The organism is Cupriavidus basilensis (assembly GCF_029335485.1).
Lineage (GTDB): Bacteria > Pseudomonadota > Gammaproteobacteria > Burkholderiales > Burkholderiaceae > Cupriavidus > Cupriavidus basilensis_E.
This window is the reverse complement of sequence record NZ_JARJLM010000464.1, coordinates 17,964-44,502: the sequence shown is the minus strand read 5'-3', so window position 1 is coordinate 44,502 and position 26,539 is coordinate 17,964. Positions and strand designations below refer to the sequence as shown.

Here is a 26,539-nt window from a genome sequence, read left to right as displayed (position 1 = left end):
TGCCGGGTTCGTTACACCTCGCATCCCCACTCGTCAGGAGTCATGGATGTTCGCCTCGAAGCCAGCCCTCAAGGGCCCTGCAGAGAGAATATACATCCCTGCAATCGCTGATTGCGGCGCATTCGCGCCGGAGATCCCCGCTGCAGCGGTCCACAAAGCGACCACGCCCACTGCTGGCGCCGCTTCACTGGCCGGCATGTGGAGCAGGTTCATCAAGGCGCGGGTGGCGCCGCGCAAGTACGTCGGCAGTGTATCAAGCTGGTGGCCTACGCGAGCAGGCCGGGTCTGCCCCCGGTGCATCCGGCGCCTGGCACGCAGCGGTGTGGCGGCTGCCATTGCGCTATCCTGCTCCAGCGGCGCCGCTGCCGGCGCTGGACGATGAGGCCGACGACGATAACGAACTAGGTGTCGCCGAGCTCTGAACCCCTCCCGATTGGTCGCCTGCGGCCCCAAAAGCGCACTTCGGGGCTTCCGACCCAAGAAACGGCCTTCCTGCGGTCATATCACGGCTTGGAAAGGCGCGTCCGCTAAGGAATAGCGGGCGATAGGGGTACGACTTCGCCTCGGACCTGTTGCGTTTGGCAATGCGCTGGGTGGGAGCCTCGTCAGTAACTCAGGTAGTGCCAGAAGCTCTCAGGAGGATGTGCTGGGCGACACAATTGCGGAACTGCAACGCTCGCCTATCTGGAGCGACTCGCCGGTGGTACAGCCGGGATTTGGCAGCGACGCGGCGTACATCCAGTTGGTTGGTGTGTTTGGAGAGTCGCGCGGAGGGTATGGAGTCCGTGGAACTGGCGACGCTATGGGTGGCCTGGTTCAACAATCATCGCTTGATGGTACTCTGGGATACCTGTCGCCGACCGAATACGAGGCCGCTACTATCACCAACTTGAGCAGCAGGCCATGTCGGCCTGACACAAGCCAAGGGGTCTCCACGAAACTGGGGCAGTTCAGGATCAATGCCGCCGCTGCCCTGGCGCACTCGCAATCCGCGCCAGCACGTCGGATACTGTCGCTCCCGTTCCATCCCCGATAGGCAGATCCAGTGCGGTACGCAACGCACGCTGCGCCGCTTTTGAATCCCCATGTGCTTGCAGCACTAGGCTCTTCGCGAAGATCGCCGAGAGGCTGTGCGGATCGAGTCGCGTGCCGATTTCCGCCGACCGCTGCGCGACATCGAGATTGCCTTCCTTGACGGCGAGAACCGCGAGGCTGCCGTGGGTGTCGGCGAAGTTGCGGTCGATATCCAGTGCCTTTTCGAATCGCGCCCGCGCTTCGGGTAGCTTGTCCATCAGCATATATGTCCAGCCGGCGGCCACCCAACTGCCGGCATGCGTGCCGAGCAGCGCTGCAGCATGGTCGAGTTTTTCGGCGGCGGTATCCATGACCTGGTAGCGCAGGTCGGTGAGACCGGCGCCGAGCCAGGCGCGGCCGCTGCGTGGGTTCTGTTCCAGCGCCTGGGCGAAGAGGGCGTGGGCGATGTCCGGTTGCTGTTGTTGCAGGGCGTCCATGCCGGCGACAACCTTGCCGTTGGCAGAGGCGCTGCCGAGCGTTGCATAGTGCCGCCCCTTGTCGAAGTCGTTGGCATCGAGCGCAATCAGGGCTAATGCACCGGCCAGTTCCGGGTCGCCGGTGACCTGATTCTCGTGCTGCGCGCCTTCGGCCAGGGCCTCGTCCAGGCGGCCGAGGTAGTGTAGCAGCCGGGTGCGGAGCAGCCGCGCTGACGAACTGGCATCATCGTCGAGATCGCCCAGCGTCTGCAGAGCGTCGCCATACGCACCGGCCAGCGACAGGGCATAAGCAAGGTTGTAGCGCAGAACGGGGTTGCTCGGCGCCTGCGTGAGCAGTGTCTGGAGCAACGGTATCGCGCCGGCGGCATCGCCCGACTCCATGCGCGCGAGTGCGCCGATGTGGAGGAGCGCGGGTGCGGCGTCGTCGCTGGCTTGCGCGACGAGGTCCTTGCACAGATCGTAGTTGCCGCCGTCGTAGGCAGCCTGCGCGGCGTCGAGACGCAGGCGGGCATTGCCGGGGTCGATTTCCAGAAAGCGGAGCAGGCGGTCGAGCGTTGCGTCGGACATGATGCAGTGGCGCGCGCTAGGGGCGCTGCGGGGGATGCGGTTAAGCAACGGCCGATCGCCCGCGTGAGATGGTGCAGATCGGCAACCTGCGGAGAGTAGCGGTATAGCGCGGGCAAGTCTAGTGCAGTGTCGCAATCCGCTGCATCAGCTTACCGCCCATCCGGGGGGTGGAGATATTCGTCACCTCCGTAGCACAGTGGACGTATACTCCACGTGAATCCAATGATGTAAGCATGACTCCCGATCTCGCCCAGCAACTGATTTCCAGCATGCTGTGGAACGCGTTCCTGATCGCGTTGCCGCTGCTCGGCGTTACGCTACTCGTCGGTTTGCTGGTGAGCGTGGTGCAGGTGGTGACGCAATTGCAGGAGATGAGCCTGAGCTACATCCCCAAGCTGGTCGCCACGCTGCTGGTGATGGTGGTGCTCGGGCCGTGGATGCTGAGCCGGCTCACCACCTATGCCACCGATGTGATCAAGATGATTTCCACCTTGAACTGAGCGCGGGTCATGGAGTTGTCTACCGGATTGGCCCTTGCATCGTTGCTGATAGCCTTGCGGCTGGGCCCGGCGCTTTTCTTTGCGCCACCGTTTACCTTGGTGGCGGTGCCTGCGCGCGTGCGTATCCTGCTGGCGCTGGCGATGTCCGCCTGCCTCGCGGCGGGCGTGGTGACATATCCGTCGGTTGACATGGTGGCGATGGACAATGCCGTGCTGGTCCGGGCGATGGGCTCCGAGCTGCTGATCGGCATCTCCATCGCACTGGTTCTGCAATTGTGTTTTGCCGCGTTGTATATCGTGGGCCGCACGATCGACATCCAGGCGGGCTACGGTCTGGCCTTGCTAATCGATCCGACCACGCGGGCGCAGACGCCGCTGTTTGGCACGATGTTCGCGCTGCTTGCGGGCATCGTGTTCTTCGCGATTAACGGGCACCACGATCTGTTGCGGCTAGTGGCAGCATCGCTGGAGTTTGTGCCACTGGGTGCGCAGGGTATGCTGTTTGAGCCAGAGCGCATCTTTGTACTGCTGGGGGGGGCGATGACGCTGGCGTTGGGTATCGGTGCTGCGCTGATGGCAACCCTGTTCGCGGCGGATGTGGGGCTGGCGCTGTTGTCGCGCGCGCTGCCGCAGATGAACGTGCTGATCCTCGGTCTGCAGGTCAAGGGCATCCTGGCCATCGTGGTTGGCGCCACTTCGATGCTGTTCACCGCGCCGCGCCTGGTGGAGCTGGTGCGCATGATGTTCCGGTTCTTCGCAGGCTGAGCCATGGCCGAGCAGGAACAGGCACGCAGCGAGAACGCGACACCTTACAAGCTGGAGCAGGCGCGCAAGAAAGGCACCGTCGTGCGCAGCCAGGATGTGGGGCTGGTGGTCGCTGTGCTGACCGCCGGCGGCTGGCTGTGGGCCAAGGGTGACGCTGCGGCGCTGGCCGTGGCGATGGCCTGCAGCAAGGCATTTGCCGCTCTGCCCACGCTGGCGGGTGCGCCGGCCGCGACGGTGGAGGTAATGTTCCGACTGGTGCGCGACATTGCGCTGGCCGTGGCACCGATGATCGGCGTGGTGGCGGCCGCAGTGTTGGCTGCCGGGCTGCTGCAGACGCGCTTTCTGTTCGCGCCGGCAGCGCTCAAGCCGGACATGACGCGCATCAACCCGATGGAAGGATTCAAGCGTCTGTTCTCGATGCAGGTTCTGATCGAGGCGACCAAGGCCTGCCTCAAGCTGGTGGTGTACGGCGCGGTACTTTATCTCTGCATCCGCGAGATTCCGGTGGTGGCCGCGCAGTTGCCGGCGGACGGCCGCAGCGTGGCGGGTGCGCTGTTCCGGCACGGTCTGCGGGTGATCGCCTGGTTTGGCGCGGCGGCGTTGGTGTTCATGGTGCTCGATCAGGTGCTCGTGCGCTGGCAGTTCGCGCGCCGCATGCAGATGAGCCGCCGCGAGGTTAAGGAAGAGGTGCGCCATCGAGAAGGCGATCCGCGCATCAAGCAGCGCCGCAAACATCTGCAGCTCGAGATGCTAGGGCGGGCGCGCAGTCTACGCAATGTGCGGGGCGCGGACGTGCTGATCGCCAACCCAACGCACGTTGCCGTCTGCCTGCAGTACCAGCCGGCGTCGATGGCGGCGCCGAAGATCGTGACGAAGGGGACGGGCGAATTTGCGCAGCGCATCAAGCGGTTGGCGCTGGTGTATGGGGTGCCGGTGGTCGAGAACCGGCAGTTGGCGCGGGAACTGCACGCACAGGGCCGGTTAGAGGAAGAGATTCCCGCAGGCCTGTATACGTCGGTAGCGGCGGTATATCGCCGCCTGCGCGCGCGAGAAGACAAGGGAGACTAGGCCTGGGCGGGCGCGGTCATGGAACAATTCAAGTCATTGTTGGGTCGCCAGAGCGACCTCGTGCTGGTTCTGGGTGTGATCGGGATCCTGTTGATCCTGTTCGCACCGGTGCCGCCTTCCGCGCTGGATTTGCTGATCATCGTGAACTTCGCGTTCGCGATGACTATTCTGCTGCTGACGTTCTACGTCGACCGACCGGTGGATTTCTCCACCTTCCCATCGCTGCTGCTGCTGGCCACGCTGTTCCGGCTGTCGCTTAATGTGGCGGCGACGCGTCTGATCCTGTCCAGCGCGAACGGAGGTGAGGTCATCGGCGCGGTCGGCGCCTTTGTCGTGCAGGGCAATTTCGTCATCGGGCTGATCGTCTTCTTCATCTTGGTGGTTGTGCAGTATGTCGTGGTCACCAGCGGTGCTCAGCGCGTGTCCGAGGTGGCGGCGCGCTTCACGTTGGACGCGATGCCCGGCCAGCAGATGAGCATCGACGCCGACCTCAACATGGGCCTCATCACGCAGGACGAGGCCAAAGCACGCCGCAAGAGCCTGGAGAAAGAGGCCGGCTTCTACGGCGCGATGGATGGAGCAAGCAAGTTCGTGAAGGGCGATGCGATTGCCGGCATCGTTATCCTGCTGATCAACATCATCGGCGGCTTGGTCATCGGCGTGATGCAAATGGGCATGCCCTGGCAGGAGGCGCTGCAGCGCTTCACGCTGCTTACCATCGGCGACGGTATCGTCACCCAGGTGCCGGCGCTGATCATCTCGGTGGCCACCGGCATCATCGTCACCCGTTCCGCCGCCGACCAGAAACTGAGTTCCGAGGTGCTGCGCCAGCTCGTGCGGTTTCCCAAGATCCAGCTCGTGGTCATGGCCACGCTGATCGCGCTGTTCGCCCTGCCAGGCATGCCGAAATGGCCGGTGGCGATTCTGCTGGTCGTGGTGATAGGCGTGTGGCTACTGGCGCGGCGGCGCGCCGGCACCTTCGAGGAAGCGCTGGCGGAAGGCGGTGCGGAGGCGGGCGAAGGTAGTGACGCCGATGTGCCGGTCGTGGCCACCGGCATCGAGGTCACCTTCGCCAAGGGCCTGGCTGATACCTGGCTGCCAATGCGGCAGGTGTTGATAGAACGCGTGGCAAGTCTGCGCCGCCAGCATGCGCGGGACACAGGCATCACCATCCCTGCCGTAACGTTCGCTGAGGCGACATTGGAAGGGTATTTCGATTACCAGATCCTGCTGCGCGGCGACCGCTACGGCGCAGGCACGCTCTATCCGGACAAGACGCTCGCCATTCGCGCGTCGACGCGCGGCGATTCCATCGAGGGCGTTGCAACGCGGGATCCTGCGTTCCAGCTGCCGGCGGTCTGGATCGATCCCGCGCAGGCCGAGGCCGCACAGGTGAAAGGCTATACGCTCGTCGATCCGATAACGGTGCTGGTCACACACCTGACCGAGGTCATCCGCAACCATGGCGACCAGTTGCTCTCGCGCAATGAAGTCGTACAATTGCTCGAAGGCACGCGCGGCCGGCAGCCGGGGCTCGTGGAAGAGCTGGTACCGAATGTGCTCGCCATCAGCGATGTGCAGCGTGTATTGCAACATCTGGTGGCGGAGCATGTGTCGGTACGCAATATCGACGTCATCATTGAGGTGCTGGCCGACGCCGGCCGCCATCAGAAGGATCCCGCTCTGTTGGCGGAAGCCGTGCGCGGCAAGCTCGGCCTGTCGATCTGCCAGCGGCTGGCGGTGGGGGACGATACGCTGTCGGTGCTGACGCTGGATCCCGCGCTCGAATCTTCCATCGTGCAGAACCTGCAGCAAGCCGACGGCGGCGCGCCCGGCTTCGTGCTGGAGTCACGGCTAGCTGAAGGGTTTTTGTCGCGGCTCATGTCTCTAACTGAAAATATGATGCGACAGAATCTGATGCCCGTACTGCTGTGCAGTCCGGAAATTCGGCGTCAGATCAAGGTGTTTTCGGGGCGTGCGGTGCCGCGTTTGTCGGTACTCTCCATCGGTGAAATACCGGGCTCGATGAAGCTCAAGTCATTCGCTGTGGTTTCTTTACAGAATTCCGTGGATGGTGGAAAGCTGGCGTGAGAGTATTTCTGATAAAGAAATAAAGCAAAAAATACGTATAAGATTTCATAAAAACGTCACAAATAAAAGGCGTTTTTTATGGATAATCTTCTTGATGTGGTGTCCGCGATTGTTCGTCTCGAAAGTCATCGTCTGGAAATTGCCGGGCAAATCATCGTAAATCTCGATGGAGCCGCAGCTAGCAGAAGGGTTCTTGTCGCGGCTCATGTCTCTAGCTGAAAATATGATGCGACAGGATCGGATGCCTGTGCTGCCGGGCAGTCAAGAAATCCGGCGCCAGATCAAGACGTTTTTGAGGCGTGCGGTGCCGCATCTGTATCGGTGAAATACCGGTCTCGATGAAGCTCACGCTATTCGCTGTAGTTTCTTTGCAAAATCCAATAAATGGTGTCAAACTGGCGCGAGAGATTTTTTAGATAAAAAATCAAAGTTAAAAAATAGATGTCATAAAATCGTCATAAATTAAAGGGGCATTTCGTGGCGCATCTTCTTGATGTGGCGTCCGCGATTGTTGGTCTTGAAGGTCGTCGTCTGGAAATTGCCGGGCAAAACATCGCGAATATCGCGACCACCGGTTACAAGCGGCAGCTTCCTTTCTCTCAATTGCTTTCCGCCCCGGCATCGCCTGCAGGCGTCTTGCCGCAAGCAGCCTTGCACTCTCAGATCGGCGCGCTCGTGCCGGCCCTGGGGGTTGCCACGGACTTTAGGCCGGCACCGTTGCGCGCGACCGGCGTGCCGACGCATCTCGCCATTTCCGGCGAAGGGTTCTTCCAGGTCGCCACTCCGGACGGTATCGGCTACACGCGCTATGGGACGTTCGCTCTGGACGACAACGGCCATTTTGTCACGCCGCAAGGCTGGGTGCTCCAGGGCGCGGGCGGCGGCGATCTTGTCGTGCGCGAGAAAACCTGGCGCTTCGAAAGCGACGGCACGCTGATCGCCGACGGTCGGCCGGCCGGCCGAGCCGCAGTGATGACATTCCGCAATCCCGCCGCGCTCGAGCGGGCGACGCTCAATCTTTTCCGCGCGCGAGAGCGTGGCATCGATGCCGACAACCCACAGCTGCGCACCGGGTTCGTCGAGAGTGCAAATGTGTCTACGGCAGCCGATTTCGTTTCGATTATGGAGTCTGTGCGCCGGGCCGAAATGGGGCAGAAGTTCGTGCATGCCTACGACGACATGATGGGTCGGGCCCTGAGGCAGTTGGGAGAAGCCGCATGAACAACGTCTTCTACATCGGCGCCACGGGGCTGCAGGCCCAGCAGGGCGCCGTCAGCGTGGTGTCGAACAATATCACCAACATGAACACCGCCGGCTATAAGCGTGCGCTCGTTTCCTTCGCGGAGATGGTGGCGCCGGCGACGTTGCCGGGCTATCGCAGTGGTGCGCTGCCGGTGAGAGGGCAGGACATTCTGCAAGGTGTCGCATTCGATGGCACGACACGCGTCTTCACGCCCGGTGATCTGCGGCAGACCGGCAACCCCTTCGACATCGCCATCAAGGGTGAAGGATTTCTCGAAATCATGGCGCCGGGCGGGCAGACCTTGCTCACCCGTGGCGGCACGCTGCGCATCAACGAAGACGGTTATCTCTCCGTGGCCAACGGCATGCCGCTGAAGCCCGCGATTTCCGTGCCGGTGGATGCGACGTCGCTGTCGATTGCCACCACCGGCAAAGTCTATGTCGTCACCAGCGGCCAGCCGACGCCGACCGAGATCGGTCAGCTAGAACTCGTGTCGGTCGCCGATACCCGCCGGCTGCTGACCGGAGGCAACGGCTTGTACCGGCTAGATGAGAATGCGCGCGACGTCACGCGCGGCCTGGCTGGCGAAGACGGTCTCGGTTCCTTTTCGCAGGCATCGCTTGAAACGTCCAACGTTCAACTCACCGAAGAATTGGTTTCCCTACTGCTGCTGCAGCGCGCCTATGGCGCAAGCGCCAAGGTCGTGCAGGCAGGCGATGAACTGATGGGCATCGTCAATGGCCTCAAGCGCTGAACACGTGGCACGCGCCGCCGTTGCTCTTGCCAGCATCTGTGCGATGTCGTTCGCGCAGGCGCAGGTGACGCTGTGGGATCGCGTCGAGGTGCGCGGCGCCGAGATCACGCTTGGGCAGATGGCAGATCTGTCCGCCTTGCCCGAGGCGTTGCGTCTCGCAGCGGCGCCGGTGATCGTGGCCCGCATGGGAAACCGCGCGGAGACGCTGCGTGTGCCGAAGGCCGAGATCGCGGAGCACGTCCGTCTCGCCGTGCCCGCAATGCGCGACCGCATCGTCGAATCCGGGACGCCCGAAGTTTCCGTATCACGGATCGGTGGACGTGAGGATCGCGCTTCGATGGCCGTGCACAGCCCCGCAGATGTCACTCGTCAGTGCGTGGAACTGGTGCATGCGCTGTCCGCCGGCGAAGCCGTCGGCGTGGCGGACGTCGCGCCTGTGGCGTGCCAGGCTGATCCGGCGCCCGGTGCTCTGTATTACGATGCTCTGCATCGCGTGGCCCGAGCCCGTCGCGACATGTTGGCGGGCGAGCGGGTCGTTTCCCCCTGGATTGCGACGCTCGCAGCCTACAAGCGCGGCGAGACGAAAGAAGTTGCCGTGAAGGCCGGGCCTGTTGTCGTGTCGCGGCACGCGACAGCGTTGCAGGACGTGCCGCGTGGGGTGCCGTTGTTTATGGCCACGGCCGAGGGCCACGCCTTGGTCGCCCGACCGGAGCGAGGTGTTCAATGATTGCAGGATGGCGGGTGCACCTTGCACGCCTGGCGCTTCTCGCCTGTTTCGGCCTGGCTGTCGGCGCGCGGGCAGCGAATCTATTCGACGCGAACAATCCCCTTTCGCTCGGGAGTGATCGCAGGGCCGCCAAAGTGGGCGACGCGGTCACCGTGCTCGTTGTCGAAAGCTCTAGCGCGTCAAATACGGCCGATACGTCCACCAGTGCCGGTGCCAACATAAACGCCAAGTTCGGTAGTTCATGGGGGCAGACGCAGCAGATGACGCTTGGGGTCGGTGACGACTACGGCGGCAAGGGTCGCATCCAGCGCTCGGGCAAGCTGCTGGCGCAGATCAGCACCACGATCAAGGACGTGCTGCCTAACGGCGACTTCGTCATCGCTGGCAGCCAGACCATCAACATGAACGGCGAGAAGACCAGCATCGCGCTGGAGGGACGCATCCGTCCAATGGATATCGGGGACTCGAACACCATCCTCTCAAGCCGGCTAGCGGACGCGAAGATCGACTACGTCGGTGACGGCTTCCTGACCGATCGCTCCAAGCCCGGACTGATCCCCCGCATTCTCGGATGGCTCGGACTATGGTGAGTGGCATGCTGAAACGTTTCGCACTACTGGCCATTGGGCTGCTGCTGGTCGTGCCGTCGCATGGAAACGAGGTGCGGCTGAAGGAACTTGGCCGCTTTCTCGGCTGGCGCGACAATATGCTGGTCGGTTACGGCATCGTGACCGGTCTCGCCGGCTCGGGCGATTCGCCGCGCAACCGCGCGACCCGGCAGGCGCTATCCAATGCGCTGTCACAGTTCGACTTTGCGATTCCTGCGGACCAGGTCCAGAGTCGCAACGTGGCCGTGGTGATGATCTCGGCAAGCTTGCCGCCGACCGCAAACGTTGGCGACAAGCTTGACGTGACCGTGACGTCGATCGGCGATGCGCGCAGCCTCGCCGGCGGCTCTCTGATGATGACTGCGCTCAAGGCCCCGGACAAGCGCGTCTACGCATTGGCGCAGGGACCCGTCTCGGTCGGCGGCTACCGCTACGAGGCCAACGGTAACTTGGTGCAGAAAAATCACCCGACGGTCGGCATGGTACCGTCCGGCGGCACCGTGGAAATTCCGATCCAGGCCGATATCGTGGCCGACAACGGTTACTTGACCTTCGTGCTGAAGGATGCGGACGTTACCACGGCCGAGCGCATCGCAGCACGCCTGAACGCGGCGTTTGGCAGGGACACAGCCTATTCGAAGGACGCAACCGCCGTCGCCATCCGCGCGCCTGCATCGCGAGCACAGATGAACCAGTGGCTCGCGCGCATCGAGGGGCTGACCGTGATGCCCGATCGCAATGCTCGGGTGGTGGTCAATGAACGGACGGGGACGGTTGTGGCGGGCAGCGATGTACGCATCGACGCGATCTCGCTGTCCCACGGTGACATCCGCGTCACGGTGGAAACCGAGTACACCGCCTCGCAGCCGAACTTTATCGGCTATGCCGGACCCGAGGTGCGCAGCCTCATCATCGGCAACAGCAAGCTGACGGTCGACGAGAAGACAAAGGCCGCGGTAGCGACCTTCCCGAACACGACCGTATCGGATCTGGTGCATGGCCTGTCGAAGATGAATGTCGGTACCCGAGACACCATTGCAATTCTCCAGGCGCTCAAGGCGGCGGGCGCCTTGCATGCCGAACTTATCATCCAATGACGATCATGGCACTGACGACAGAACTCGTGGGCAAGGTACTGGACGGGCTGTTCGCGCGACAGATCACCCACGCCCAGAACATCGCGAACGTCACCGCGGAGCGGCCGCAGTTCCACGCCGTGAGCTTCGAGCAGGAGCTCAGCGCGCTGATGCGCGAACCGGCCAGCGAATCCGAGCGCTTGGCGCGCATCCGCGGGTTCCAGCCGATTGTGACGCTGGTTGCCCAGCCCGCGCAGGGCGACTTCCGCGCTGATCTCGAAGTCTCCAAGGCTGGCGAAAACACGCTTCGCTACCAGATGCTCGTGTCTATGCTCGATCGCACACTGCAACTCCATCACTCAGCATTGACCGAGGGCCGCTCGCGATGACCGCCAGCGTTTTCGAGATCAGCCGTTCCGGCATGGACGTCGAGTGGCTCCGCGTCACCACCATCGCGCAGAACGTCGCAAACATGAACACCACGCGCACCGGCAACGGGCTGCCGTATCAGCCGGTGCGGCTTGTATCCGGGCCAAAGGCCGTCTTTTCGCTGGAAGAGCCCCGCCGTCTGGGAGGTCCGACAGGGCTGTCCGGCGTGCAGGTCTATGGCGTGGAGCGCCTGCGCGTGCCGCCACGGATGGTGCACGAGCCCAGCCATCCGCACGCGGATGCCAACGGTTTCGTTGCCTACCCCGGCGTTGACCATGCCGGCGAGATGACGCTGATGGTTAAGAGCCTGCGGATCTACGAAGCCAACGTCGCCATGGCCAACGCAGCGAAGCAGATGTACACCAAGGCGCTAGAAATCGGGAGCAGGGGATGATGAGCGTCGCAGGTATCGAAGCAGTCGCAGTTGCACTTCAAGCAATTGGTATCGGTGCGGCATCGGCCGCCGGGTCCACGCCCGCCTCGCCGGCAGCTGCCCCTGCGGACCGGCAAGGCTTTGCCGACATGCTGCTCGGCGGCGTAGAGCGTCTCGACGTCACGTCGTCGCAGGCCGAGGACATGGTGCGGCGATTCTCGCTTGGCGGAGACCTGCCACCGCACCAGGTCATGCTCGCGCTTGAGGAAGCCCGATTGACCATGCAATTCGCGCTGCAGGTGCGCTCGCGGCTGGTCGAAGGCTATCAGGAACTCATGCGCATGCAGATGTAAGGCGGCATACCCGTGGCAACTTTTTCCGGTTTTCTTCGTGATCGTCCGCGCGGTCAACAACTGGCCATCACGTTCGCGGTGATGGCGTTACTCGTCGTCCTGCTGGTGGTCGCCTACATCGTATGGCGTCCGACTTATGGACTGCTGTTCTCCGGGCTCAAGCCGGCGGATGCGGCTGCCATCGTCCGGCATCTCGAGAAAGAAAAGACACCCTATCGTCTGGCAGACGGCGGCTCGACCATTCTCGTACCGCAGGAAAATGTTCACGCAGCGCGGCTGCGGGTGATGAGCGAGGACATCCCACTCAAGGGCAGCGTCGGGTTCGAGCTGTTCAACAATTCCGATCTTGGCATGACCGAGTTCACGCAGAAGGTGAATTACCAGCGCGCCTTGCAGGGCGAACTGACCCGTACGATTCTCAGCCTGCGAGAGATCGAGAGCGCGCGCGTGCATCTCGCGATTCCCGAAGCCTCCATCTTCCGCAAGAACGCCAGCCGCCCGAAGGCCTCGATCGTAGTCTCGACGCGCGAAGGCACTGTGCTCTCCACTTCCCGCATCCGCAGCATCCAGCGCTTGGTTGGCGCAGCGATCCCGGAGTTGGATCCCGCCGAAGTCACGGTGACGGATCAGCGGCTCACGGCCGGAGGCGAAGGGGCGGCCGCTGCCATGATCTCGGATCCGAAGTTGGAGTTGAAAGCCGAGTTGGAACGCTACTACGCCGGCAAGGTGCGCGAGCAGCTTGGTTCGCTGGTCGGCAAGCAGCTCGCATCGGTTGCGGTGGACGTGCAGGTCAACTATGACCGGTTGCAGGTGTCGAATGAAGTGACGCGGACGCGTCGTCCCGTCGTGTCTGCCATACGTCCCGCGTCCGAAGCCGGTACCGACGCGAATTCGTCTCTGATCGAACCCGCACGCATCCCACGTGCCAAGGCGATTTCCGCCGAGACGGGTGTCGAAGAAACGTCGCGCCGCGTGGAGCAGGCGGTGACCGAGCCGGGGTCGATCCGCCGCCTGTCGGTTGCCGTGGTGCTCAATGCGCCGCCGGGCGTAGTCGCGCTCAGTAAGGTGCAGGAGTTGGCGTCCGCAGCGGTCGGATTGAACACGTCGCGGGGCGATACCGTGTCCGTCGCGGTGCGGGAAGGTTTTCCACAACTGGCCACGCCGGCGCTGCCGGCTGCGCCGGCTACGGCCCCGTCTTCTCAGTCCGAATTCGTCGAGGAGGAGATTATGTCCGCTTCGCCGGTCGGGCCTTCTTCGCTTGACATGCCGAGGAAGATCGTGGTTGTCCTGGCGGGCCTGGCCCTGCTTGCGATCGTCTTTGCCGCCGGTGTTGCCTTCGGCGGCAAGCGGCGCGATGCCGATGGCGCGCCACGCCGTCTGACGCGCGAGGAGCGCGATGCCTATACGCGTCGCCTGCAGGAGCTGCTTGGCAAGGAGGCGGTGTCGCAATGAACGCGCCCGGCAACCCTTCCGCACAGCTTCGCCGTGTTGTGCTAAGCCTTGCCGAACTGGCAGAGGAAGACAAGCGCGCCATCCTTGAGGGGTTACCCCCGAGCGACCGGGAAGCGGTTGTCTCGCTGTTGCAGGAAATGCAGACAGCAGGCGCTGATGACAATGCTTTCAAGGCGCAACTCGAGCCTGCTGACTTATGCCTCGCTGGCGTGTTCGAACCCGACGGCAGCAAGGCTGGTTGTGGGGCCGCCGCATATCCGGATCGAATCGTCGCCGCGCTGCTGGCGCCATTGGCACCGGCACAACGGGCACGTCATCTCGCCGCGTTTCCGCCGGCACGGCGCGATGCGATCGTACGGCTTGCCGACTGTACCCGCGTCACGCCGATGGTTGCACGCGCATTGGCCGAAGAAATCGAAGCTGTGTGTGATGCGCCCGTTTCACCAATAACGCAGGCGAACGCAGCCCCGCAGGGCGGCTCATGGCTTCGGCGGTTGCTGGCCGGCGCCCGGTCTTTTGCAAGGAGCGCATGATGCGGTTGCTCAAGGCGCAGACCGTCCGCCACGCCGAAGAGCGTGTGAGGGCCGGCGCGCGCCGGGAAATGCCGAACGCTGCACCCGTGGTGGCAGCCACCACCAAAGGCAACGCCGCGTTCCAAGGCCCACATTCCGCCCCTTCGGCTTCAGGGCAGCCATCTGTGATGCACCTTGCGGGACCATCCTTGCTGGCCGAGCTCGATCTGCTGAAGAACGAGTTGATCGCTGCCCGTTCAGCGTTGGCCGAGAGCGACGCGAAGATGAGTGCCCGTGTGGCGGGCGAGGCCCGGGCTTCATACGCCAAGGGTCGGAACGAAGGCTACGAGGAAGGTCACAAAGACGGCCACAAGGCCGGCTTGCGAGACGGCGCAACGGCTGCTATACGCGACGATGCAGCTCGCACGCGCAGCCTCGTCGAGGCATTGCAGGCATTTCGCGAGACATTGGACGAGCGCATGCAAGAGACATCGGCATTCGCCGTATCGGTTGCGCTGGGCGCCATCGAAAAAATCGCTGGCGATGCAACAAACCGGCGCGACCTCGTGGCAGGCGCCGTGAATGCCAGTTTGGCCGACATCGAGGCCTCGACGGTTCTTGCTCTGACCGTTTCCGCCAGGGATTTCGCCGATGAAGGGGCATTGCGTATTGCCGTCGGCGCGGCTCTGCCATTGGATCGCATTGCATGTCATATCGATGCCAATGCTTCGGCCGGACACTGCGTGCTCAAGCTGCGGCTCGGAAGTATCGATCTCAGCCTTCCCGCGCAGATAGGAAAATTGCGGCAGGCCTTGGGCGATCTGCTGGAGGAGGAGACATGACGCCCGCGCCCATGCCATCCACGTGCCGATGCGACGCCCCGGACTCGCAGGCCATTCTCGCTCGTATACAGGCGCTGGATCTGCGCGCCTACGAAGGCCGCGTCACGCGCGTGATGCCAACCTTTCTCGAGGCAGACGGTCCGGGGCTCCCGGTCGGTTCGCTGTGCGAGATCCAGCTGGCCAGCGGCAGCGTGATTGCCGAAATCGCAGGTGTCGATATGGGTCGTGTGACGCTCGTGCCTTACACCGGTATCGGCGGCGTCCATGTGGGCGCGCGCGTGGCGGCTGTCAGCCAAGGCGCGGATATGGCGGTTGGCCCCGAAATGCTCGGCCGCGTGATCGACGCACTCGGGCGGGCAATCGATGGCGGCCCTGCAATGGCGCCTAGCGAGCATCGTCCTCTGCACGGCACGGTCGGCAACCCGCTGGCGCGCGCCCGTGCCGACAAGCCGATCGAGACCGGTGTGCGCGCCATCGATACGCTGCTCACGCTGGCCGTCGGGCAGCGCGTCGGCATCTTTGCTGGCAGCGGGGTTGGCAAGTCGACTCTCCTGTCCACCATTGCAGCGAATACGGAAGCCGACTGCTGCGTGCTCTGCCTGGTAGGCGAGCGCGGCAGGGAGGCGCAGGAATTCTGGCAGCACAATCTGTCCGCGGAGGACCGCGCCCGCTCCGTGATGGTCGTGGCGACCTCCGACCAATCGGCCGTGATGCGCGCGCGCAGTGTGCTTGCCGCACTGACTGTTGCCGAGTATCTGCGCGACACCGGAGGTCGCGTGCTGTTCATGCTGGACTCCGTCACCCGTTACGCGATGGCGCTGCGCGAGATCGGCCTCGCCGCGGGCGAGCCACCCACCGCGCGTGCCTATACGCCGGGGGTGTTCGCCGCGTTGCCGCGCGTTGTGGAGCGGTGCGGGGCCTTCCAGGATGGTGGCGCGATTACTGCGATCATGACGGTCCTCACCGAGTCGGACAACGCTGACGACCCACTGGCCGATACGATGCGCGCGCTGCTCGACGGGCATATCGTGCTGTCGCGCAAGCTGGCGGAACAGGGGCATTATCCGGCGATCGACGTATCGCGCAGCATGAGCCGGCTGTTTCGGCACGTCGTTGCTCCGGACGAAGGCGCTGCTGCCGCGGATGCCACACGCCTGCTGTCCATCTACAACGAATCGCGGGTGCTTGTCGAAGCCGGTCTCTACAAAGCTGGCGAAAATCCCGAACTGGATCGCGCGATTCGTCTGCGCGACAGCCTCAACGCGTTCCTGCGGCAATCGCCCGATGTGCGGACGGGGCGTACCGAGGCCGTTGTTCAGCTAAAGTATCTGCTCGAAGGGCACAGGTCATGAGCACGCCCGAACTGGTCGAACAATTGACGGCCGTTCGGGCCGTCCGACAGGCACAGGCGGCTGGCGCCCGTGCGAAGACGATTGCGCGTTCCAATGAGGCCAGCCTGACCTTAGCGCTGCTGGACGATGCGCGGGCCGCGGCGGCACAGACGGCCGACGAAGACGTTGCGCGCGCGCGCGCGGGTGCCGTGCTCGATCCGGCATGTCTGGCGAATGCGGTGCGCCTGTCGCTGCGGTACGCGGCTGCCGTGCGGGAGGCGGAGCGCAGCCATACGGATGCACGTACGGCACTGGCTGAGGCAGAAGCCAGCTGCCGGGCTGCACTGCATCAGGTCGATATCACGGATGACTTGCTGGCGGATGCACGCGATGCGCTACGCGATATCCGGGGGACGCAACTCGACCGTGCCATCGAGTCCTATGCGCTACTGAGATGGAGGGCGCAATGACAATGCGCATCGTTCCGGAAGGCAGCCTGACGAAGCCTGGCGACGGAGCAGCCCGCAGGGTGTCCGACGCGGCGAATGGCTCGTTTCAGCAACAGCTGGCCCAAGCGGAGCGAATGCTGGAGCCGGTTGTGCGCGCCATTTCCATGCGGGGACCGGGTGCGGCTGCCGTAACGGCACAGGTGGGAATCCCAGCGGCTCATGTGGTTGCGCAAGCGATCGAGTCCACGGGGGAGGCCATGCCGACCAATGCGGTACGCCAGCCGACGGCCATACCGGCAGGCATCGGGCAGCGGGCCATCGCTGGCAGTGGGACGGTGGCAAGGCCGCAGATGCAAAGTGCGATCGCAATGCACGTCTTTCAGCCATCGGCTGAAGGCGGCAGCATTGACGATGTGACACGCGCGGCGGCATTGCCGCGGGAGGCTGCCGGCGTGCCCTGGCGTTCCCGAGCTCGCCGCGGCGACCTAGCTGTGCGTATCGATGATGGCGTGACGCAGCCGACCGTCGTGGTGGCGCACGTGATGCGCGAAGGGGACGAAGGCGATGTGTCGCTGCGGGAGCGCATCGCCGGTGAACTGGCGCGGCATGGGCTGGATACGTATGCATTGATGATCAACGGCCGCCGCGACGAACGCGGGCGGCCGTAGAAGGAGCAAGACAATGGCAGGAGAGTCGATTGGTGCAATTGCCAGCGCCGATACGCGGTCACAGGCGCTGGGGCTGGACATCCAGTCCCTGCTCAAGATCATCTTGACGCAGCTGACCTATCAGGATCCGCTCAAGCCAATGGACAACTTCGAGTTCGTGTCCCAGCTGGCGCAATTCACCACACTTGAGCAGACGCGCCAGCAGACCGAGCGCATCGAGACGCTGCTGTCCGTACAGGCATCGACCCAGGCGATCAGCCTGCTCGGCAAGAAGGTCGACGTCACCGTCAATTCGAGCACGCTGACCGGCACCGTATCGGCCGTCGCATTCAACCGGAACCAGCAGGAACTGACGCTGCAGACGCCGGACGGCCAGGTCGTGCCGAACATCCTGCTGTCGCAGATTACCCAGGTACGCTGAGGATCAAGGAGAACACCATGCTGGGTGCAATTTTCAGTGGTTTGAGCGGCCTGAATGCTTTTTCCGGCGGCCTGAAGACCATTAGCAACAACGTGGCGAACTTGAACACGCCGGGCTTCAAGTCGTCGGTGCTACAGTTCAATGAGCTCGTCTATCCTGAGGCCTACCCTGGCGCGGCGACGCGCCAGCCGGTACGCGGCGCGGGAGTGAGCTTCTCCGGCACGCACTTCAACATGCGCCAGGGCGACATCCGCGGCTCTGACGGGCAGCTCGACTTCGCAGTCGGCGGCGACGGATATCTCGTGCTGCAAGGAGAGGAAGGTAACCGTTATACGCGGACGGCGCGGTTTACGGTGGCTGATTCTGGCAAGATCGTGGATCGCGAGACCGGCAGGGCGCTGGGCATCTATGATGGCAGCAACTCGGTCAAATCCGCCTCAGTGGAGAGCCTGCGCAACAATCCGCCCAAGGCAACTTCCAGCCTGCGTCTCACCGGCAACATCACGTCCACGCCACCGAGCACACCAACGCCGACCGATGTAATTGCCACCATCTCGAACGTTGAGATATTTGATGTCAACGGCGGCCGGCGCGTCATGTCGATCCAATTCAAGAAAAGTGCCATCGCAGGGAGGATGGACGTTCTGGTGCTCGACGAAAGCAGCTCCACCGTGGGCCAGGGTGAGCTGGAATTCATCGGCATGTTGCCGATGCCAGGCCGCGAAGCGACAACGATTTCGCTGCGCCTTGGCACCACGCCGCAGAAAGTGGTATTCGATTTCACGAGCGTCACAAATCAGCCGCTCGGCACGAGTTCCGACGTGCGCGTCGCGGAAAAGGACGGTTATGGGCATGGCACTATCAGCACCATCGCGCTCGACGACACCGGCAGCATCGTGCTGAATTACTCCAACGGGCAGAAGGCGACGGTCGGTACGGTCGCGGTCGCGCGGTTTCCGCGTCCGGAAGCCATCAACCAGCTTGGCCACGGTCTGGTGGAGTACATCGGTGCCGGTGCGCCGGCGATCGCCGCGAGCGGCAAGGATGGGGCGGGCAAGGTGACGGGCGCCTCGTTCGAAGCTTCGAACGTCGATCTCTCGCAGGAATTTGGCGATCTGATTCTGGTGCAGCGCGGTTTCCAGGCATCGTCGCAGATCATCAATGCAACCAATGAGATGATTCAGCAGCTCTTCGATCTGCGGGGCCGTTCCTGATGTCTGCGTATCGGTCCTGGCGCCCCGTCGGCGAAAGCGATTTGACGCGCTTCCGCGATGCGCTGCAGCCCGTTGTCCTGCGCTGGGTGCAGACGTGGTTTGGCGATGCCGAGTATGAAATCGCGCAGGAAGATGCCGGCGGCAGCGCGTGCCGTTCGAAGGCTGACCCATACCCGCTGGGCGCACTACTAGCCATCGATGGCGTGCGAGCCTCGCATTCGATCGGCGAGTTCCTGCTCGGCAGTCGTGCGCGCACCGAATCCGCCGGCTCGAAGACACGCGCGCTGATGGAACGGCTCGGCCAGCGTGCGCTAGACGATCTGTGCGTCGTGCTCGGCGAGTTTGCCGATGAGAAAACATCATCACCTGGCGCTGCTGCGTCTCAGCCTGGCCATGCTGCCTATGTCGCGGCGGTGCATGCCACAAGGCATGACGATGTAGAGCCATGGCGTTTTACGCTGCGTGTCGACGGATGGCACGTGACCACGCTCTGTGTCGGCCGCGCTGCGCTGGCATCGTGGATGCCGCCGGTAGAGGCGCTGCCCAATGCGAAGCCATTGCGCTCACGCACGGAAGCCATGTCTCCGCAGGTCGTGCGGGCCCGCGTCTATCTCGGCGAAGTGTCCCTTCCAGTGGCCGATCTCAAGGACCTCGCCGTGGGCGATGTCCTGGTGCTAGGCCGTCTGCTGGAGGATCGTGTGGATATTCGCCTGTCCGGCAAGGACACCAACATACTGACCGGCGCCCTGTGCGCGGCTGACGGCGAGATAGCCGTGCAGCTCGCCACGCGCGATGGCGGTTCCACCAATGCGAGGACATTGTGAAACCCGAACATGACGAACTGAAATTGGCCGTGCACGGCGTCGACCTGCCCGACCCGGAGCCCGCCGCGGCCGGCGCACGCAAGCTCGCGCTGGCGCGCGAGGCGTTGCTCAAGGATATCGCGGTCGACCTGAAGGTCTTTGTCGGCGAGGCAAAGATTACGCTGCAGGAGTTGTTCGATCTCAAGGAAGGCGCGGTGCTGCCGCTGCAGCGCGCGCTGACGCACCCCGCCGACGTCGAGCTCAACGGCAAGGTGGTCGCCCGTGCGGAAGTCGTCGCCGTCGGGCAGCACTACGGCGTGCGCATCACCGAAATCCTGCCGGCCCAGGCCGACGGCGCGTGATTGGCCGCGACGCATTGCAATGCACATCGACTGGCTCCGGATCTTTGCGGCATTTATTGCCTGCCTGCTGGCCGGCATGGGTGCGATCTTCGTGCTGCATAAGCAACTCGCGGCGCGGGGACGGTTGCCCGCCAACACCGGGGCGCCGTCGCGCATCCGCTTGCTGGAAGTCAGCCGCATTCATGCGCCGAACCCTCTGTATCTGATTGAAGTCGACGGGCAGAAACTGCTGCTGGTGCGCAATGCGCAAGGCCTGCAGTTGATTAGTCCGATTGCACCTACCCAGGAATGACATCATGCGCCGAACGGGCGTGATCCGCCTGCTGGCCGGCTGGATGCTGGCCCTCGCCTGTCTTGCCGCCTTGCCTGCGCTCGCCGCGACGGCGGGCGTCGATGCGAAAGGCACCACATCTTCGGCGCTGTCTTCCCTGCCTTCGCGCGTGCTGCCTGGCGAAGCGCAGGGTGTGTCGGACGCTGTGCGCGCCATCGTGCTGCTGACCTTGTTGAGCCTCGGCCCGGCACTGGTGATCTCGATGACCGCGTTCATTCGCATCGTCATCGTGCTCGCCATGCTTCGGCATGCGTTCGGCATGCCGGAAACGCCGCCCACGCCAGTGCTCGTCAGCCTGGGGTTGTTCATGACCGCATTCGTGATGATGCCGGCCGCCGAGGTGATCAACCACGATGCCGTGCAGCCGTTTCTCGACCGGCAGATCGGCGTGCGTGAGTTCGTTGACAGAAGTACGCCGCCGCTGAAAACCTTCATGCTCAAGCAGGTACGCGAGGACGACGTCAAGCTCATGTACGAGTTGTCGCACAAGCCCGTGCCGGAAGACAAGAACGATGTCGGTCTGTTCCAGTTGATTCCGGCCTTCATGCTGAACGAGCTTCGGGTCGCGTTCCAGATCGGCTTCGTGATCCTGCTTCCCTTCCTGCTGATCGACCTGGTGATCTCCAGCGTGCTGCTTGCCCTCGGCATGCTGATGGTGCCGCCGGCCACGATCGCGCTGCCACTTAAGATCCTGATGTTCGTGCTGATTGACGGATGGAGCCTGGTGCTGCGCGGTTTGCTGGGCAGTTTCCGGTGACGATCATACCCGGGCTCGTGCTGTCGGCGGCTGAACGGCAGGACTCAGACGATGCCAAGGCGGAGGCCGTGCTCTGGCAACAGCCGCCGGCCGCGCGCGACGCAGGTTGGCGCGAACAGGTCGTACTGCGTTACCTGCCATATACCCGCAGTATCGCTGCGCGGTTGTTCGCCGGCCGCCTGCTTGACGATCTCGATTTTGCTGATCTGTACCAGCTCGCATGCATCGGGCTGCTCGAATGCATCGACCGCTTTGATCCGGCCCGGGGCGTGAGCTTCGTCACCTACTGCACGCCCCGGATCGAGGGAAACGTATTGAGCGGGCTTCAACGCCTATCGGACGGGCAGGAGCAGATCTCGCTGCGCAGGCGCATGCGGCGGGATCGTCTTGCGTCGCTCCGGCAGCAGGATGGTGAGCGCGCCATCGGACTAGAGCGGCTAGCCGAGGTCTCGGTAGGCCTTGCCATCGGTTTCATGCTGGATGGCACGTCGATGTACGGAGATGCCGACCAAACCGGGCAGGATACGGGGTATGACAGCCTGTTGTGGAAACAGACGCGCAATAGGCTGCTCGGATGTGTCAAACTGCTTCCCGCGCGGGAGCAGAAAGTGCTGATGTTCCACTACTTCCATCATTTGCAGTTCGATCAGATCGCCCTGATCATGATGCTCACGAAAGGGCGCATCTCTCAGCTCCATCGCGGCGGCCTCGACAAGCTGCGTGGAATGGTGGGACCTGACGACCGTAGATCATCATCAATTTAGCCGGGGAGTGTTCATGGTTCAACAGTGCGATGCCGAAACCCTGCAGGCCTTGCTGGCCCAGCTGGAATCGGGCGAAGACGCTGGCGTGCGTACGCTGAATGTGCTGACGACCCGTTTTCCCTCCGATGCGCGCTTGCTATTCCTGCGCGGCTCGACGCTCGCTGGGCGCGGCGATTTGAATGGTGCACGCCAGGACATGACGGCCGCGCTAGCGCTGGAACCTGATTATGCCATCCTGCGCTATCAGCTCGGCTTTCTGGAATACACGTCCGGCAAGGTGCCCGAGGCAGAGACTATCTGGCAGGCGTTCGATGCACTGGAGGCAGGGCATACTTTCCGTGTGCTGCGCGATGGCTGGCTTGCGCTGGCGCGCGACGACGTGCCGCTCGCCGTCCGCCTGTTGTCGGAAGGCAGGGACCGGATGTCTGAGTTTCCCCCGATTGCCCGCGACGTGTCACTCGCCTTGTCGCGGCTGAATGAGATACAGAACAAGGCTTCGCAGGAGGATGACGGAGCCGCCGGGGGCGAGGACGATACTCATTTGCTGATTTCCGGCTACACCACCAAGCGCAGGCACTGACGATCGTTCATGGATCCGATCAACAAACTCGATCGCGCGCTGGGATTGTTGCGCGTCCGCCTTGCCGAAAACCAGGCAAAGGCGCAAGCGGGTACGGCGGCACGGCAAGACCAGGTACTGCAATCCGACCCGCAGCGCTCCCGCAAGACGGACCGCGCTGGCCTGCTGAAACGCATTGAAACCCTGCGGCAGTTCGGCGTGTTGGATGAAGCCGAGCTGCAGCGTGCGGCTGTCGGATATCTGCTGAGCGAACAGTTCGGCGATGCGTTCGTCAACGTTCCAGAGTTCCAGCTTGTTGTCTCGATGGTGCATGAGGAACTGACCAGGGATACTGAACTCGGTGCGGCGCTCGATACCCTGATCACCGGCCGTTAGTTGTTGCAACCGCTGTGCCCTGCACGGCGGATGTCTGCCCGCCAGCGATCGCATACTCCAGGCGCGGACATTACCGCATTGCGGCTGTCAAGGAGAAGTGGGCGTCGCCTGTTCGATGGCGGCAGGTGTATTGTGCGCCGTGCTCGGTGGCAATCCTGAGCAGGTCGAGAACGCGGCCGAAATTGGCATGGTGCATCACCTTGGACTGACGTGCGACCCGGTTGGTGGCCTGGTACAGATACCGTACATCGAGAGGAATGCCGTAGTCTCCATCAAGGCGATCAACGCTGCCCGCATGGTCATGCGCGGAGATGGCACGCATCACGTGAGACTGGACAAGGGCATCAAGACAATGCGTGAGACTGGCGTCGACATGCTGACCAAGTACAAAGAGACCTCGCGTGGTGGCCTAGTGCTCAATATTGTTGAGTGCTGGCGGGCAAAATTGTTCAGAAGGTCGCTCCTGGCGCTTCTCGTTGCCGAAAGACGCAAGGCTCCTTCGCACCAACTCGCCAAGGAAGGGCCGGGCGGGCGTGCCACACAGAACGGCATAGCGGCGGCGGTTAGCAGAAATCAACGACGCCATCATTGTCAATCAGGTGTGTCGAGTTCTGCGTTTTGCCACTCGCGTGGCATCGCTACTTGCTGGGATCCCGCAGTACATTGCTGCCTGCAGGAAAAGCATCAGTGATGCTGGCCGGGATCGCGTGGAGCCGGTGAGCGGTATTGAGGGATTTCGCGCACTGGGAACTTCCCCCTGCCCGCATGCAGGAAGTAGCGTGGTTCGCCGGTCCGAGGGGCCGCTTATGCGCCGGACGGGATTCCGCTGGTTTCGGGATCACGTCGGCGTTTCCTTGTCTTCGCCGACTATTGTTTTAAGCAAGCGATATTGGGCGTAGGCGCCGATGGCGAGAAAGACCATATAGGCTAGCGAGGTAACGACGAGAGCGGTGTAACAGGTCATGCCGTGGCTGCGAGGTGGTTCTTGATGCCGAAGTACACGACGATCCGGCACGCGACTAGGTCGAAAGTAGCGTTGTGCGCGTTGACTAGCTAAGTGCCGATGAAATGCATTGCGTTCGCCACGAAGTCGTCGCACAGGGTCATGCCGCCTTGCGATTCCTCTTGCGCAGCATGCCAATCGAGGAGCTGCGGCGGCGCTCGATCCTATGTCCGTGGCGGGCCCCTCTGTCAATATCGTAGTAGCGGACTTCGAGCCACGAACTCCTTCGTAGTTGCGTGTCGCCTTCAGCGTTCAACTGCGGTCGCTCAGGGATTTCTCGCCCTTTCTGGGCAAAGTGCAGCAGCCTCTACAGTCGGCGACGCAGTGGCGCAATGTGATGGGCGCCTGAGCGGTAACCGCCGGTGGCACCGCGTTAGCTCGATCCTTCCCGAAGCTTGCATTGGCCTTCGCAACCAAGGAGTCAAGCAGTTGAATGTAGTGGTTGAGCTGGACGATGGGACACTTGATCTTGCTCGTCCGGGTCCACTCTATCCTGTCGATGGCAATGAAGGCGGCCAGGGCTTGGGTCCGTTCTTCTGGGTGAATTCGGCTCACAATCTCTTCAGGTGTCATCTCGCGCTCCATCGAAAGGTCTTGATGTAGTTGGGAAGCGGTACCGTGCGCGTGAATCGCCGGCCGGGTGCTTCACGAATGCGATCCCGGCTTTGGCGCCATAGCTACTGGTGGTTTCGGTGCTCGCGCTCATGCCATGGGCCTCCGATCGTCAGCCAGCGATTCGGCTGCGTGCGCTTCGATCTGCTCAATGAACGCTTTAGCGAAGATGTGCAGCATCGGTGCGGATTCGCTGCCGTCGTCATTCACAAGACGGATATCGGTGGCGATGAAAGCAGGCGCGCTGCCGGGTGACGGGGTAGTTAAATTGCCCCTGATAGACCAATACAGGCCCGCTGATAGGACGATGCTGCGAGCCGTCTCGGCGCGGAAAGGTGGCTGGCGTGGTTCGGGGGAGGGCATTGCGGTCTCCATCGAGTGGCGCTTGTGGTGCATCAATGTACTCAATTAAACATTACGTTTATCTGTTTGTCAAACATCATGTTTAATTTTGTTGTAGTGATACCTGATCTCGATTGACCCAATCTGGGAGCAGCAGGGTCAGAGTGAACGGGTGCCTATTCACCAGAGAGAAAGGAAGCGCTGTCGCGCCGCATGATGCACTCGAGAGCGCGGTGGTTTCGGCGCTGGCAAGGGGGGGGGCTTGGACGACAGAATTGGTGGTGGTGCTGGAAACGGCGCCGCCCAATGAGGCGGAAGCGGCCAAGTATTGCCCGCAAGGGTCTTTCGGCTGAGCGGTTCGCTGGCCGGAGAGAGGTCTGTCTGCTGATTGGCCAAGGCCAGCGAAGGCAAACAGGCGCGAATGCAGCGGCTTCAGTCGAAAGTTGACAAGAAGCACATCCTGCAGCTTGGAGGGGGTTGCCGCGAAAGGAGAGGGCGCAGGCGGAAAAGTCCGCGATGCTCATCTGGGGAAAAGGAGCCCGGGCGATCTGCGGCGACAAGAAAGACGACTGCTCAGCGTTACAGTTCGCCGGTTGTGTATTTTGTCGTTGTTTCGGGAGGCAGAACGTTCAGACTGCCAACTGGCACGGGTCTGTGACAAGTTGGGTCGTAGCCTCGAACTTTCCAGCGCTGGGTTCTGGATGGCAACGAGGGGGTCGCAGATGTCCGCGTCACCACTGAGCGGCCAGCGCCAGCCAACAAACTACGCGAAACCGGAACGCCGATAGTATTGCGCTATGCTCGGAATCAGGTGGCGGACCCATCATCGTTGCATGACTTTCTTCCATTCTTGGCCAGGTCAGTTTAGCGATTTCGGGCCCGTGCTCGTCACCCCTCAGATAGGCGAAAAGCGCCTCTGGCAGCAGGCCAGTCGCGCTATGTGGAGGGCTTAATTTTTCGCGTGAACGGGCTTTGGGGGGCTCTCATGTGTGGTGGCGACTGAGTTTCGAATGGCCCCAAGTGCGTACGCTTCGACATTCTCACGCACGTAGGCAGGGGCGTTATCCCATTCGTCCTGACGAATCAGGCGGAATGGCCATGGCCCACCGCTGCCATCCCCCGCGGCCAACGCTACATTGGGTTTCGGGGATTCAGCCGCGAGGTGGCGACTCGACGACTCACCGACGCCCGTGCGCAGCCACGTTGCGCTGCATTCAAAGACTTCCTCTGCTTGCAATAGTCCGGCCATGGAAATGCCTCGGCGCTCCCAGTTGTTTACAACCTGCGGGGAGATGTTCAGGTGGTTGGCCACAGCCGTTGGGCCGTCTAGGCCTCGAAGTTTAGCGACCTCGTAGAGTCGCACCATCGTTTTGTGCATGGGCTGAATCGTCGCACATGTAAACGTTTTGTTGATAAACATGGTGTTGCTTTTAGAGTAAACATAGTGTTTAATTGCAGCATGGAACCGACTACTTCTCGTCTCGAAGCCGATCGAGCCCTGATTGACAGTCTTGGGGGCGCAGCTAAGGTCGCAAAGCTACTGGGCTATGCGAGTCCGGGGGGCGTCCAGCGCGTCCACAACTGGAAGGTGCGGGGTATTCCTGCTGCGGTGAAGCTTGAGCGCCCAGAGCTTTTCCTAGTGGGGCGCCAGGCCAC

General features: G+C 62.6%; 33 protein-coding genes and 2 pseudogenes. 30 read left to right on the top strand and 5 right to left on the bottom strand.

Features of this window, described 5'->3' with window-relative positions:
* Positions 1–33 precede the first annotated feature (33 nt).
* Together P3W85_RS45365 and P3W85_RS28410 are read right to left on the bottom strand one after the other, a co-directional pair.
* Complete coding sequence (locus tag P3W85_RS45365) at positions 34–336, bottom strand: hypothetical protein (protein WP_346430296.1); 303 nt, start codon at positions 334–336, stop codon at positions 34–36.
* Between the two features lie 620 nt (positions 337–956).
* Positions 957–2,078 carry a tetratricopeptide repeat protein gene (locus tag P3W85_RS28410; RefSeq protein ID WP_276267201.1) on the bottom strand — a complete coding sequence of 374 codons (1,122 nt, stop codon included), beginning with the start codon at positions 2,076–2,078 and terminating at the stop codon, positions 957–959.
* A 233-nt stretch (positions 2,079–2,311) separates the two neighbouring features.
* Between P3W85_RS28410 and P3W85_RS28405 the strand changes: the two genes are divergently transcribed.
* From P3W85_RS28405 to P3W85_RS28265, 29 genes and pseudogenes are all read left to right on the top strand, one after another.
* On the top strand, positions 2,312–2,578 hold the full coding sequence (locus P3W85_RS28405) for a flagellar biosynthetic protein FliQ (RefSeq protein WP_276267200.1): 267 nt from the start codon (positions 2,312–2,314) through the stop codon (positions 2,576–2,578).
* A 9-nt stretch (positions 2,579–2,587) separates the two neighbouring features.
* Positions 2,588–3,343, top strand: coding sequence for a flagellar biosynthetic protein FliR (locus P3W85_RS28400; protein ID WP_276267199.1), 756 nt, complete (start codon positions 2,588–2,590; stop codon positions 3,341–3,343).
* A gap of 3 nt (positions 3,344–3,346) precedes the next feature.
* Positions 3,347–4,411 (top strand): EscU/YscU/HrcU family type III secretion system export apparatus switch protein, encoded by a 1,065-nt coding sequence (locus P3W85_RS28395; protein ID WP_276267198.1) that lies wholly within the window; start codon positions 3,347–3,349, stop codon positions 4,409–4,411.
* Between the two features lie 18 nt (positions 4,412–4,429).
* Complete coding sequence (locus P3W85_RS28390; RefSeq protein WP_276267197.1) at positions 4,430–6,502, top strand: flagellar biosynthesis protein FlhA; 2,073 nt, start codon at positions 4,430–4,432, stop codon at positions 6,500–6,502.
* Positions 6,503–6,580: 78 nt separating this feature from the next.
* Entirely contained in the window at positions 6,581–6,721 is a 141-nt protein-coding gene (locus P3W85_RS28385) for a hypothetical protein (RefSeq protein ID WP_276267196.1), read from the top strand.
* Between the two features lie 258 nt (positions 6,722–6,979).
* Positions 6,980–7,723, top strand: coding sequence for a flagellar hook-basal body protein (locus tag P3W85_RS28380; protein WP_276267195.1), 744 nt, complete (start codon positions 6,980–6,982; stop codon positions 7,721–7,723).
* Complete coding sequence (locus P3W85_RS28375; RefSeq protein WP_276267194.1) at positions 7,720–8,499, top strand: flagellar hook-basal body protein; 780 nt, start codon at positions 7,720–7,722, stop codon at positions 8,497–8,499. Before P3W85_RS28380 ends, P3W85_RS28375 begins: the two co-directional genes overlap by 4 nt.
* A 43-nt stretch (positions 8,500–8,542) precedes the next feature.
* On the top strand, positions 8,543–9,226 hold the full coding sequence (locus P3W85_RS28370; protein ID WP_276267193.1) for a hypothetical protein: 684 nt from the start codon (positions 8,543–8,545) through the stop codon (positions 9,224–9,226).
* On the top strand, positions 9,223–9,816 hold the full coding sequence (locus tag P3W85_RS28365; RefSeq protein WP_276267192.1) for a flagellar basal body L-ring protein FlgH: 594 nt from the start codon (positions 9,223–9,225) through the stop codon (positions 9,814–9,816). The genes P3W85_RS28370 and P3W85_RS28365 overlap by 4 nt, the downstream gene beginning before the upstream one ends.
* A gap of 5 nt (positions 9,817–9,821) precedes the next feature.
* Positions 9,822–10,931, top strand: coding sequence for a flagellar basal body P-ring protein FlgI (locus P3W85_RS28360; protein ID WP_276267191.1), 1,110 nt, complete (start codon positions 9,822–9,824; stop codon positions 10,929–10,931).
* A 5-nt stretch (positions 10,932–10,936) separates the two neighbouring features.
* Positions 10,937–11,299, top strand: coding sequence for a hypothetical protein (locus P3W85_RS28355; protein ID WP_276267190.1), 363 nt, complete (start codon positions 10,937–10,939; stop codon positions 11,297–11,299).
* Complete coding sequence (gene flgC, locus P3W85_RS28350) at positions 11,296–11,733, top strand: flagellar basal body rod protein FlgC (RefSeq protein ID WP_276267189.1); 438 nt, start codon at positions 11,296–11,298, stop codon at positions 11,731–11,733. Before P3W85_RS28355 ends, flgC begins: the two co-directional genes overlap by 4 nt.
* Positions 11,730–12,065: a flagellar hook-basal body complex protein FliE gene (fliE, locus tag P3W85_RS28345; protein ID WP_276267188.1), complete on the top strand. Its 336-nt coding sequence runs from the start codon at positions 11,730–11,732 to the stop codon at positions 12,063–12,065. Before flgC ends, fliE begins: the two co-directional genes overlap by 4 nt.
* A 12-nt stretch (positions 12,066–12,077) precedes the next feature.
* A complete protein-coding gene (fliF, locus tag P3W85_RS28340; RefSeq protein WP_276267187.1) occupies positions 12,078–13,517 on the top strand; it encodes a flagellar basal-body MS-ring/collar protein FliF in 1,440 nt (479 codons plus the stop codon).
* Positions 13,514–14,050 (top strand): hypothetical protein, encoded by a 537-nt coding sequence (locus P3W85_RS28335; protein WP_276267186.1) that lies wholly within the window; start codon positions 13,514–13,516, stop codon positions 14,048–14,050. The genes fliF and P3W85_RS28335 overlap by 4 nt, the downstream gene beginning before the upstream one ends.
* Positions 14,047–14,871, top strand: a complete 825-nt coding sequence (locus tag P3W85_RS28330; protein ID WP_276267185.1) for a hypothetical protein — start codon at positions 14,047–14,049, stop codon at positions 14,869–14,871. Before P3W85_RS28335 ends, P3W85_RS28330 begins: the two co-directional genes overlap by 4 nt.
* On the top strand, positions 14,868–16,223 hold the full coding sequence (locus P3W85_RS28325) for a FliI/YscN family ATPase (protein ID WP_276267184.1): 1,356 nt from the start codon (positions 14,868–14,870) through the stop codon (positions 16,221–16,223). Before P3W85_RS28330 ends, P3W85_RS28325 begins: the two co-directional genes overlap by 4 nt.
* Positions 16,220–16,672, top strand: coding sequence for a hypothetical protein (locus P3W85_RS28320; RefSeq protein ID WP_276267183.1), 453 nt, complete (start codon positions 16,220–16,222; stop codon positions 16,670–16,672). The genes P3W85_RS28325 and P3W85_RS28320 overlap by 4 nt, the downstream gene beginning before the upstream one ends.
* The gene (locus P3W85_RS28315) at positions 16,669–17,319 is read left to right on the top strand and encodes a hypothetical protein (protein ID WP_276267182.1); all 651 of its coding nucleotides are present in this window, start codon (positions 16,669–16,671) and stop codon (positions 17,317–17,319) included. The genes P3W85_RS28320 and P3W85_RS28315 overlap by 4 nt, the downstream gene beginning before the upstream one ends.
* 13 nt (positions 17,320–17,332) lie before the next feature.
* Complete coding sequence (locus P3W85_RS28310; protein WP_276267181.1) at positions 17,333–17,740, top strand: flagellar hook assembly protein FlgD; 408 nt, start codon at positions 17,333–17,335, stop codon at positions 17,738–17,740.
* A gap of 17 nt (positions 17,741–17,757) precedes the next feature.
* Complete coding sequence (locus tag P3W85_RS28305) at positions 17,758–18,954, top strand: flagellar hook-basal body complex protein (protein ID WP_276267180.1); 1,197 nt, start codon at positions 17,758–17,760, stop codon at positions 18,952–18,954.
* Between the two features lie 41 nt (positions 18,955–18,995).
* Positions 18,996–19,778: a FliM/FliN family flagellar motor switch protein gene (locus P3W85_RS28300; protein ID WP_276267179.1), complete on the top strand. Its 783-nt coding sequence runs from the start codon at positions 18,996–18,998 to the stop codon at positions 19,776–19,778.
* The gene (locus tag P3W85_RS28295; protein ID WP_276267178.1) at positions 19,775–20,119 is read left to right on the top strand and encodes a FliM/FliN family flagellar motor switch protein; all 345 of its coding nucleotides are present in this window, start codon (positions 19,775–19,777) and stop codon (positions 20,117–20,119) included. The genes P3W85_RS28300 and P3W85_RS28295 overlap by 4 nt, the downstream gene beginning before the upstream one ends.
* Positions 20,120–20,138: 19 nt before the next feature.
* Positions 20,139–20,411, top strand: a complete 273-nt coding sequence (locus tag P3W85_RS28290) for a hypothetical protein (RefSeq protein ID WP_276267177.1) — start codon at positions 20,139–20,141, stop codon at positions 20,409–20,411.
* A gap of 4 nt (positions 20,412–20,415) precedes the next feature.
* Complete coding sequence (gene fliP, locus P3W85_RS28285) at positions 20,416–21,207, top strand: flagellar type III secretion system pore protein FliP (RefSeq protein ID WP_276267176.1); 792 nt, start codon at positions 20,416–20,418, stop codon at positions 21,205–21,207.
* On the top strand, positions 21,204–21,971 hold the full coding sequence (locus P3W85_RS28280; protein ID WP_276267175.1) for a sigma-70 family RNA polymerase sigma factor: 768 nt from the start codon (positions 21,204–21,206) through the stop codon (positions 21,969–21,971). The genes fliP and P3W85_RS28280 overlap by 4 nt, the downstream gene beginning before the upstream one ends.
* On the top strand, positions 21,928–22,551 hold the full coding sequence (locus tag P3W85_RS28275) for a tetratricopeptide repeat protein (RefSeq protein ID WP_276267174.1): 624 nt from the start codon (positions 21,928–21,930) through the stop codon (positions 22,549–22,551). Before P3W85_RS28280 ends, P3W85_RS28275 begins: the two co-directional genes overlap by 44 nt.
* A 9-nt stretch (positions 22,552–22,560) precedes the next feature.
* A complete protein-coding gene (locus tag P3W85_RS28270) occupies positions 22,561–22,926 on the top strand; it encodes a hypothetical protein (RefSeq protein WP_276267173.1) in 366 nt (121 codons plus the stop codon).
* Positions 22,927–23,008: 82 nt separating this feature from the next.
* Positions 23,009–23,359 (top strand): annotated as a pseudogene (locus tag P3W85_RS28265) (L-serine ammonia-lyase, iron-sulfur-dependent, subunit alpha); the annotation flags it as partial.
* A 405-nt stretch (positions 23,360–23,764) separates the two neighbouring features.
* Here the strand turns inward: P3W85_RS28265 and P3W85_RS28260 are convergent.
* From P3W85_RS28260 to P3W85_RS28250, 3 genes are all read right to left on the bottom strand, one after another.
* Positions 23,765–23,890 carry a hypothetical protein gene (locus P3W85_RS28260; protein WP_276267172.1) on the bottom strand — a complete coding sequence of 42 codons (126 nt, stop codon included), beginning with the start codon at positions 23,888–23,890 and terminating at the stop codon, positions 23,765–23,767.
* A gap of 291 nt (positions 23,891–24,181) precedes the next feature.
* Positions 24,182–24,502 carry a hypothetical protein gene (locus P3W85_RS28255; RefSeq protein WP_276267171.1) on the bottom strand — a complete coding sequence of 107 codons (321 nt, stop codon included), beginning with the start codon at positions 24,500–24,502 and terminating at the stop codon, positions 24,182–24,184.
* A 129-nt stretch (positions 24,503–24,631) separates the two neighbouring features.
* Positions 24,632–24,904: a hypothetical protein gene (locus P3W85_RS28250; protein ID WP_276267170.1), complete on the bottom strand. Its 273-nt coding sequence runs from the start codon at positions 24,902–24,904 to the stop codon at positions 24,632–24,634.
* Between the two features lie 192 nt (positions 24,905–25,096).
* On the opposite strand from P3W85_RS28250, the pseudogene P3W85_RS28245 reads away from it, so the two are divergent.
* Positions 25,097–25,691: pseudogene (locus P3W85_RS28245) on the top strand (hypothetical protein); the annotation flags it as partial.
* Positions 25,692–26,539 lie beyond the last annotated feature (848 nt).

What these genes read in the sequence shown, in the direction of transcription:
- P3W85_RS45365 (WP_346430296.1), bottom strand. Translation starts at nt 336, where the DNA reads ATGGCAGCCGCCACACCGCTGCGTGCCAGGCGCCGGATGCACCGGGGG.
- P3W85_RS28410 (WP_276267201.1), bottom strand. Translation starts at nt 2,078, where the DNA reads ATGTCCGACGCAACGCTCGACCGCCTGCTCCGCTTTCTGGAAATCGAC.
- P3W85_RS28405 (WP_276267200.1), top strand. Translation starts at nt 2,312, where the DNA reads ATGACTCCCGATCTCGCCCAGCAACTGATTTCCAGCATGCTGTGGAAC.
- P3W85_RS28400 (WP_276267199.1), top strand. Translation starts at nt 2,588, where the DNA reads ATGGAGTTGTCTACCGGATTGGCCCTTGCATCGTTGCTGATAGCCTTG.
- P3W85_RS28395 (WP_276267198.1), top strand. Translation starts at nt 3,347, where the DNA reads ATGGCCGAGCAGGAACAGGCACGCAGCGAGAACGCGACACCTTACAAG.
- P3W85_RS28390 (WP_276267197.1), top strand. Translation starts at nt 4,430, where the DNA reads ATGGAACAATTCAAGTCATTGTTGGGTCGCCAGAGCGACCTCGTGCTG.
- P3W85_RS28385 (WP_276267196.1), top strand. Translation starts at nt 6,581, where the DNA reads ATGGATAATCTTCTTGATGTGGTGTCCGCGATTGTTCGTCTCGAAAGT.
- P3W85_RS28375 (WP_276267194.1), top strand. Translation starts at nt 7,720, where the DNA reads ATGAACAACGTCTTCTACATCGGCGCCACGGGGCTGCAGGCCCAGCAG.
- P3W85_RS28370 (WP_276267193.1), top strand. Translation starts at nt 8,543, where the DNA reads ATGTCGTTCGCGCAGGCGCAGGTGACGCTGTGGGATCGCGTCGAGGTG.
- P3W85_RS28365 (WP_276267192.1), top strand. Translation starts at nt 9,223, where the DNA reads ATGATTGCAGGATGGCGGGTGCACCTTGCACGCCTGGCGCTTCTCGCC.
- P3W85_RS28360 (WP_276267191.1), top strand. Translation starts at nt 9,822, where the DNA reads ATGCTGAAACGTTTCGCACTACTGGCCATTGGGCTGCTGCTGGTCGTG.
- P3W85_RS28355 (WP_276267190.1), top strand. Translation starts at nt 10,937, where the DNA reads ATGGCACTGACGACAGAACTCGTGGGCAAGGTACTGGACGGGCTGTTC.
- flgC (WP_276267189.1), top strand. Translation starts at nt 11,296, where the DNA reads ATGACCGCCAGCGTTTTCGAGATCAGCCGTTCCGGCATGGACGTCGAG.
- fliE (WP_276267188.1), top strand. Translation starts at nt 11,730, where the DNA reads ATGATGAGCGTCGCAGGTATCGAAGCAGTCGCAGTTGCACTTCAAGCA.
- P3W85_RS28335 (WP_276267186.1), top strand. Translation starts at nt 13,514, where the DNA reads ATGAACGCGCCCGGCAACCCTTCCGCACAGCTTCGCCGTGTTGTGCTA.
- P3W85_RS28330 (WP_276267185.1), top strand. Translation starts at nt 14,047, where the DNA reads ATGATGCGGTTGCTCAAGGCGCAGACCGTCCGCCACGCCGAAGAGCGT.
- P3W85_RS28325 (WP_276267184.1), top strand. Translation starts at nt 14,868, where the DNA reads ATGACGCCCGCGCCCATGCCATCCACGTGCCGATGCGACGCCCCGGAC.
- P3W85_RS28320 (WP_276267183.1), top strand. Translation starts at nt 16,220, where the DNA reads ATGAGCACGCCCGAACTGGTCGAACAATTGACGGCCGTTCGGGCCGTC.
- P3W85_RS28315 (WP_276267182.1), top strand. Translation starts at nt 16,669, where the DNA reads ATGACAATGCGCATCGTTCCGGAAGGCAGCCTGACGAAGCCTGGCGAC.
- P3W85_RS28310 (WP_276267181.1), top strand. Translation starts at nt 17,333, where the DNA reads ATGGCAGGAGAGTCGATTGGTGCAATTGCCAGCGCCGATACGCGGTCA.
- P3W85_RS28305 (WP_276267180.1), top strand. Translation starts at nt 17,758, where the DNA reads ATGCTGGGTGCAATTTTCAGTGGTTTGAGCGGCCTGAATGCTTTTTCC.
- P3W85_RS28290 (WP_276267177.1), top strand. Translation starts at nt 20,139, where the DNA reads ATGCACATCGACTGGCTCCGGATCTTTGCGGCATTTATTGCCTGCCTG.
- fliP (WP_276267176.1), top strand. Translation starts at nt 20,416, where the DNA reads ATGCGCCGAACGGGCGTGATCCGCCTGCTGGCCGGCTGGATGCTGGCC.
- P3W85_RS28270 (WP_276267173.1), top strand. Translation starts at nt 22,561, where the DNA reads ATGGATCCGATCAACAAACTCGATCGCGCGCTGGGATTGTTGCGCGTC.
- P3W85_RS28260 (WP_276267172.1), bottom strand. Translation starts at nt 23,890, where the DNA reads ATGACCTGTTACACCGCTCTCGTCGTTACCTCGCTAGCCTATATGGTC.
- P3W85_RS28255 (WP_276267171.1), bottom strand. Translation starts at nt 24,502, where the DNA reads ATGACACCTGAAGAGATTGTGAGCCGAATTCACCCAGAAGAACGGACC.
- P3W85_RS28250 (WP_276267170.1), bottom strand. Translation starts at nt 24,904, where the DNA reads ATGCCCTCCCCCGAACCACGCCAGCCACCTTTCCGCGCCGAGACGGCT.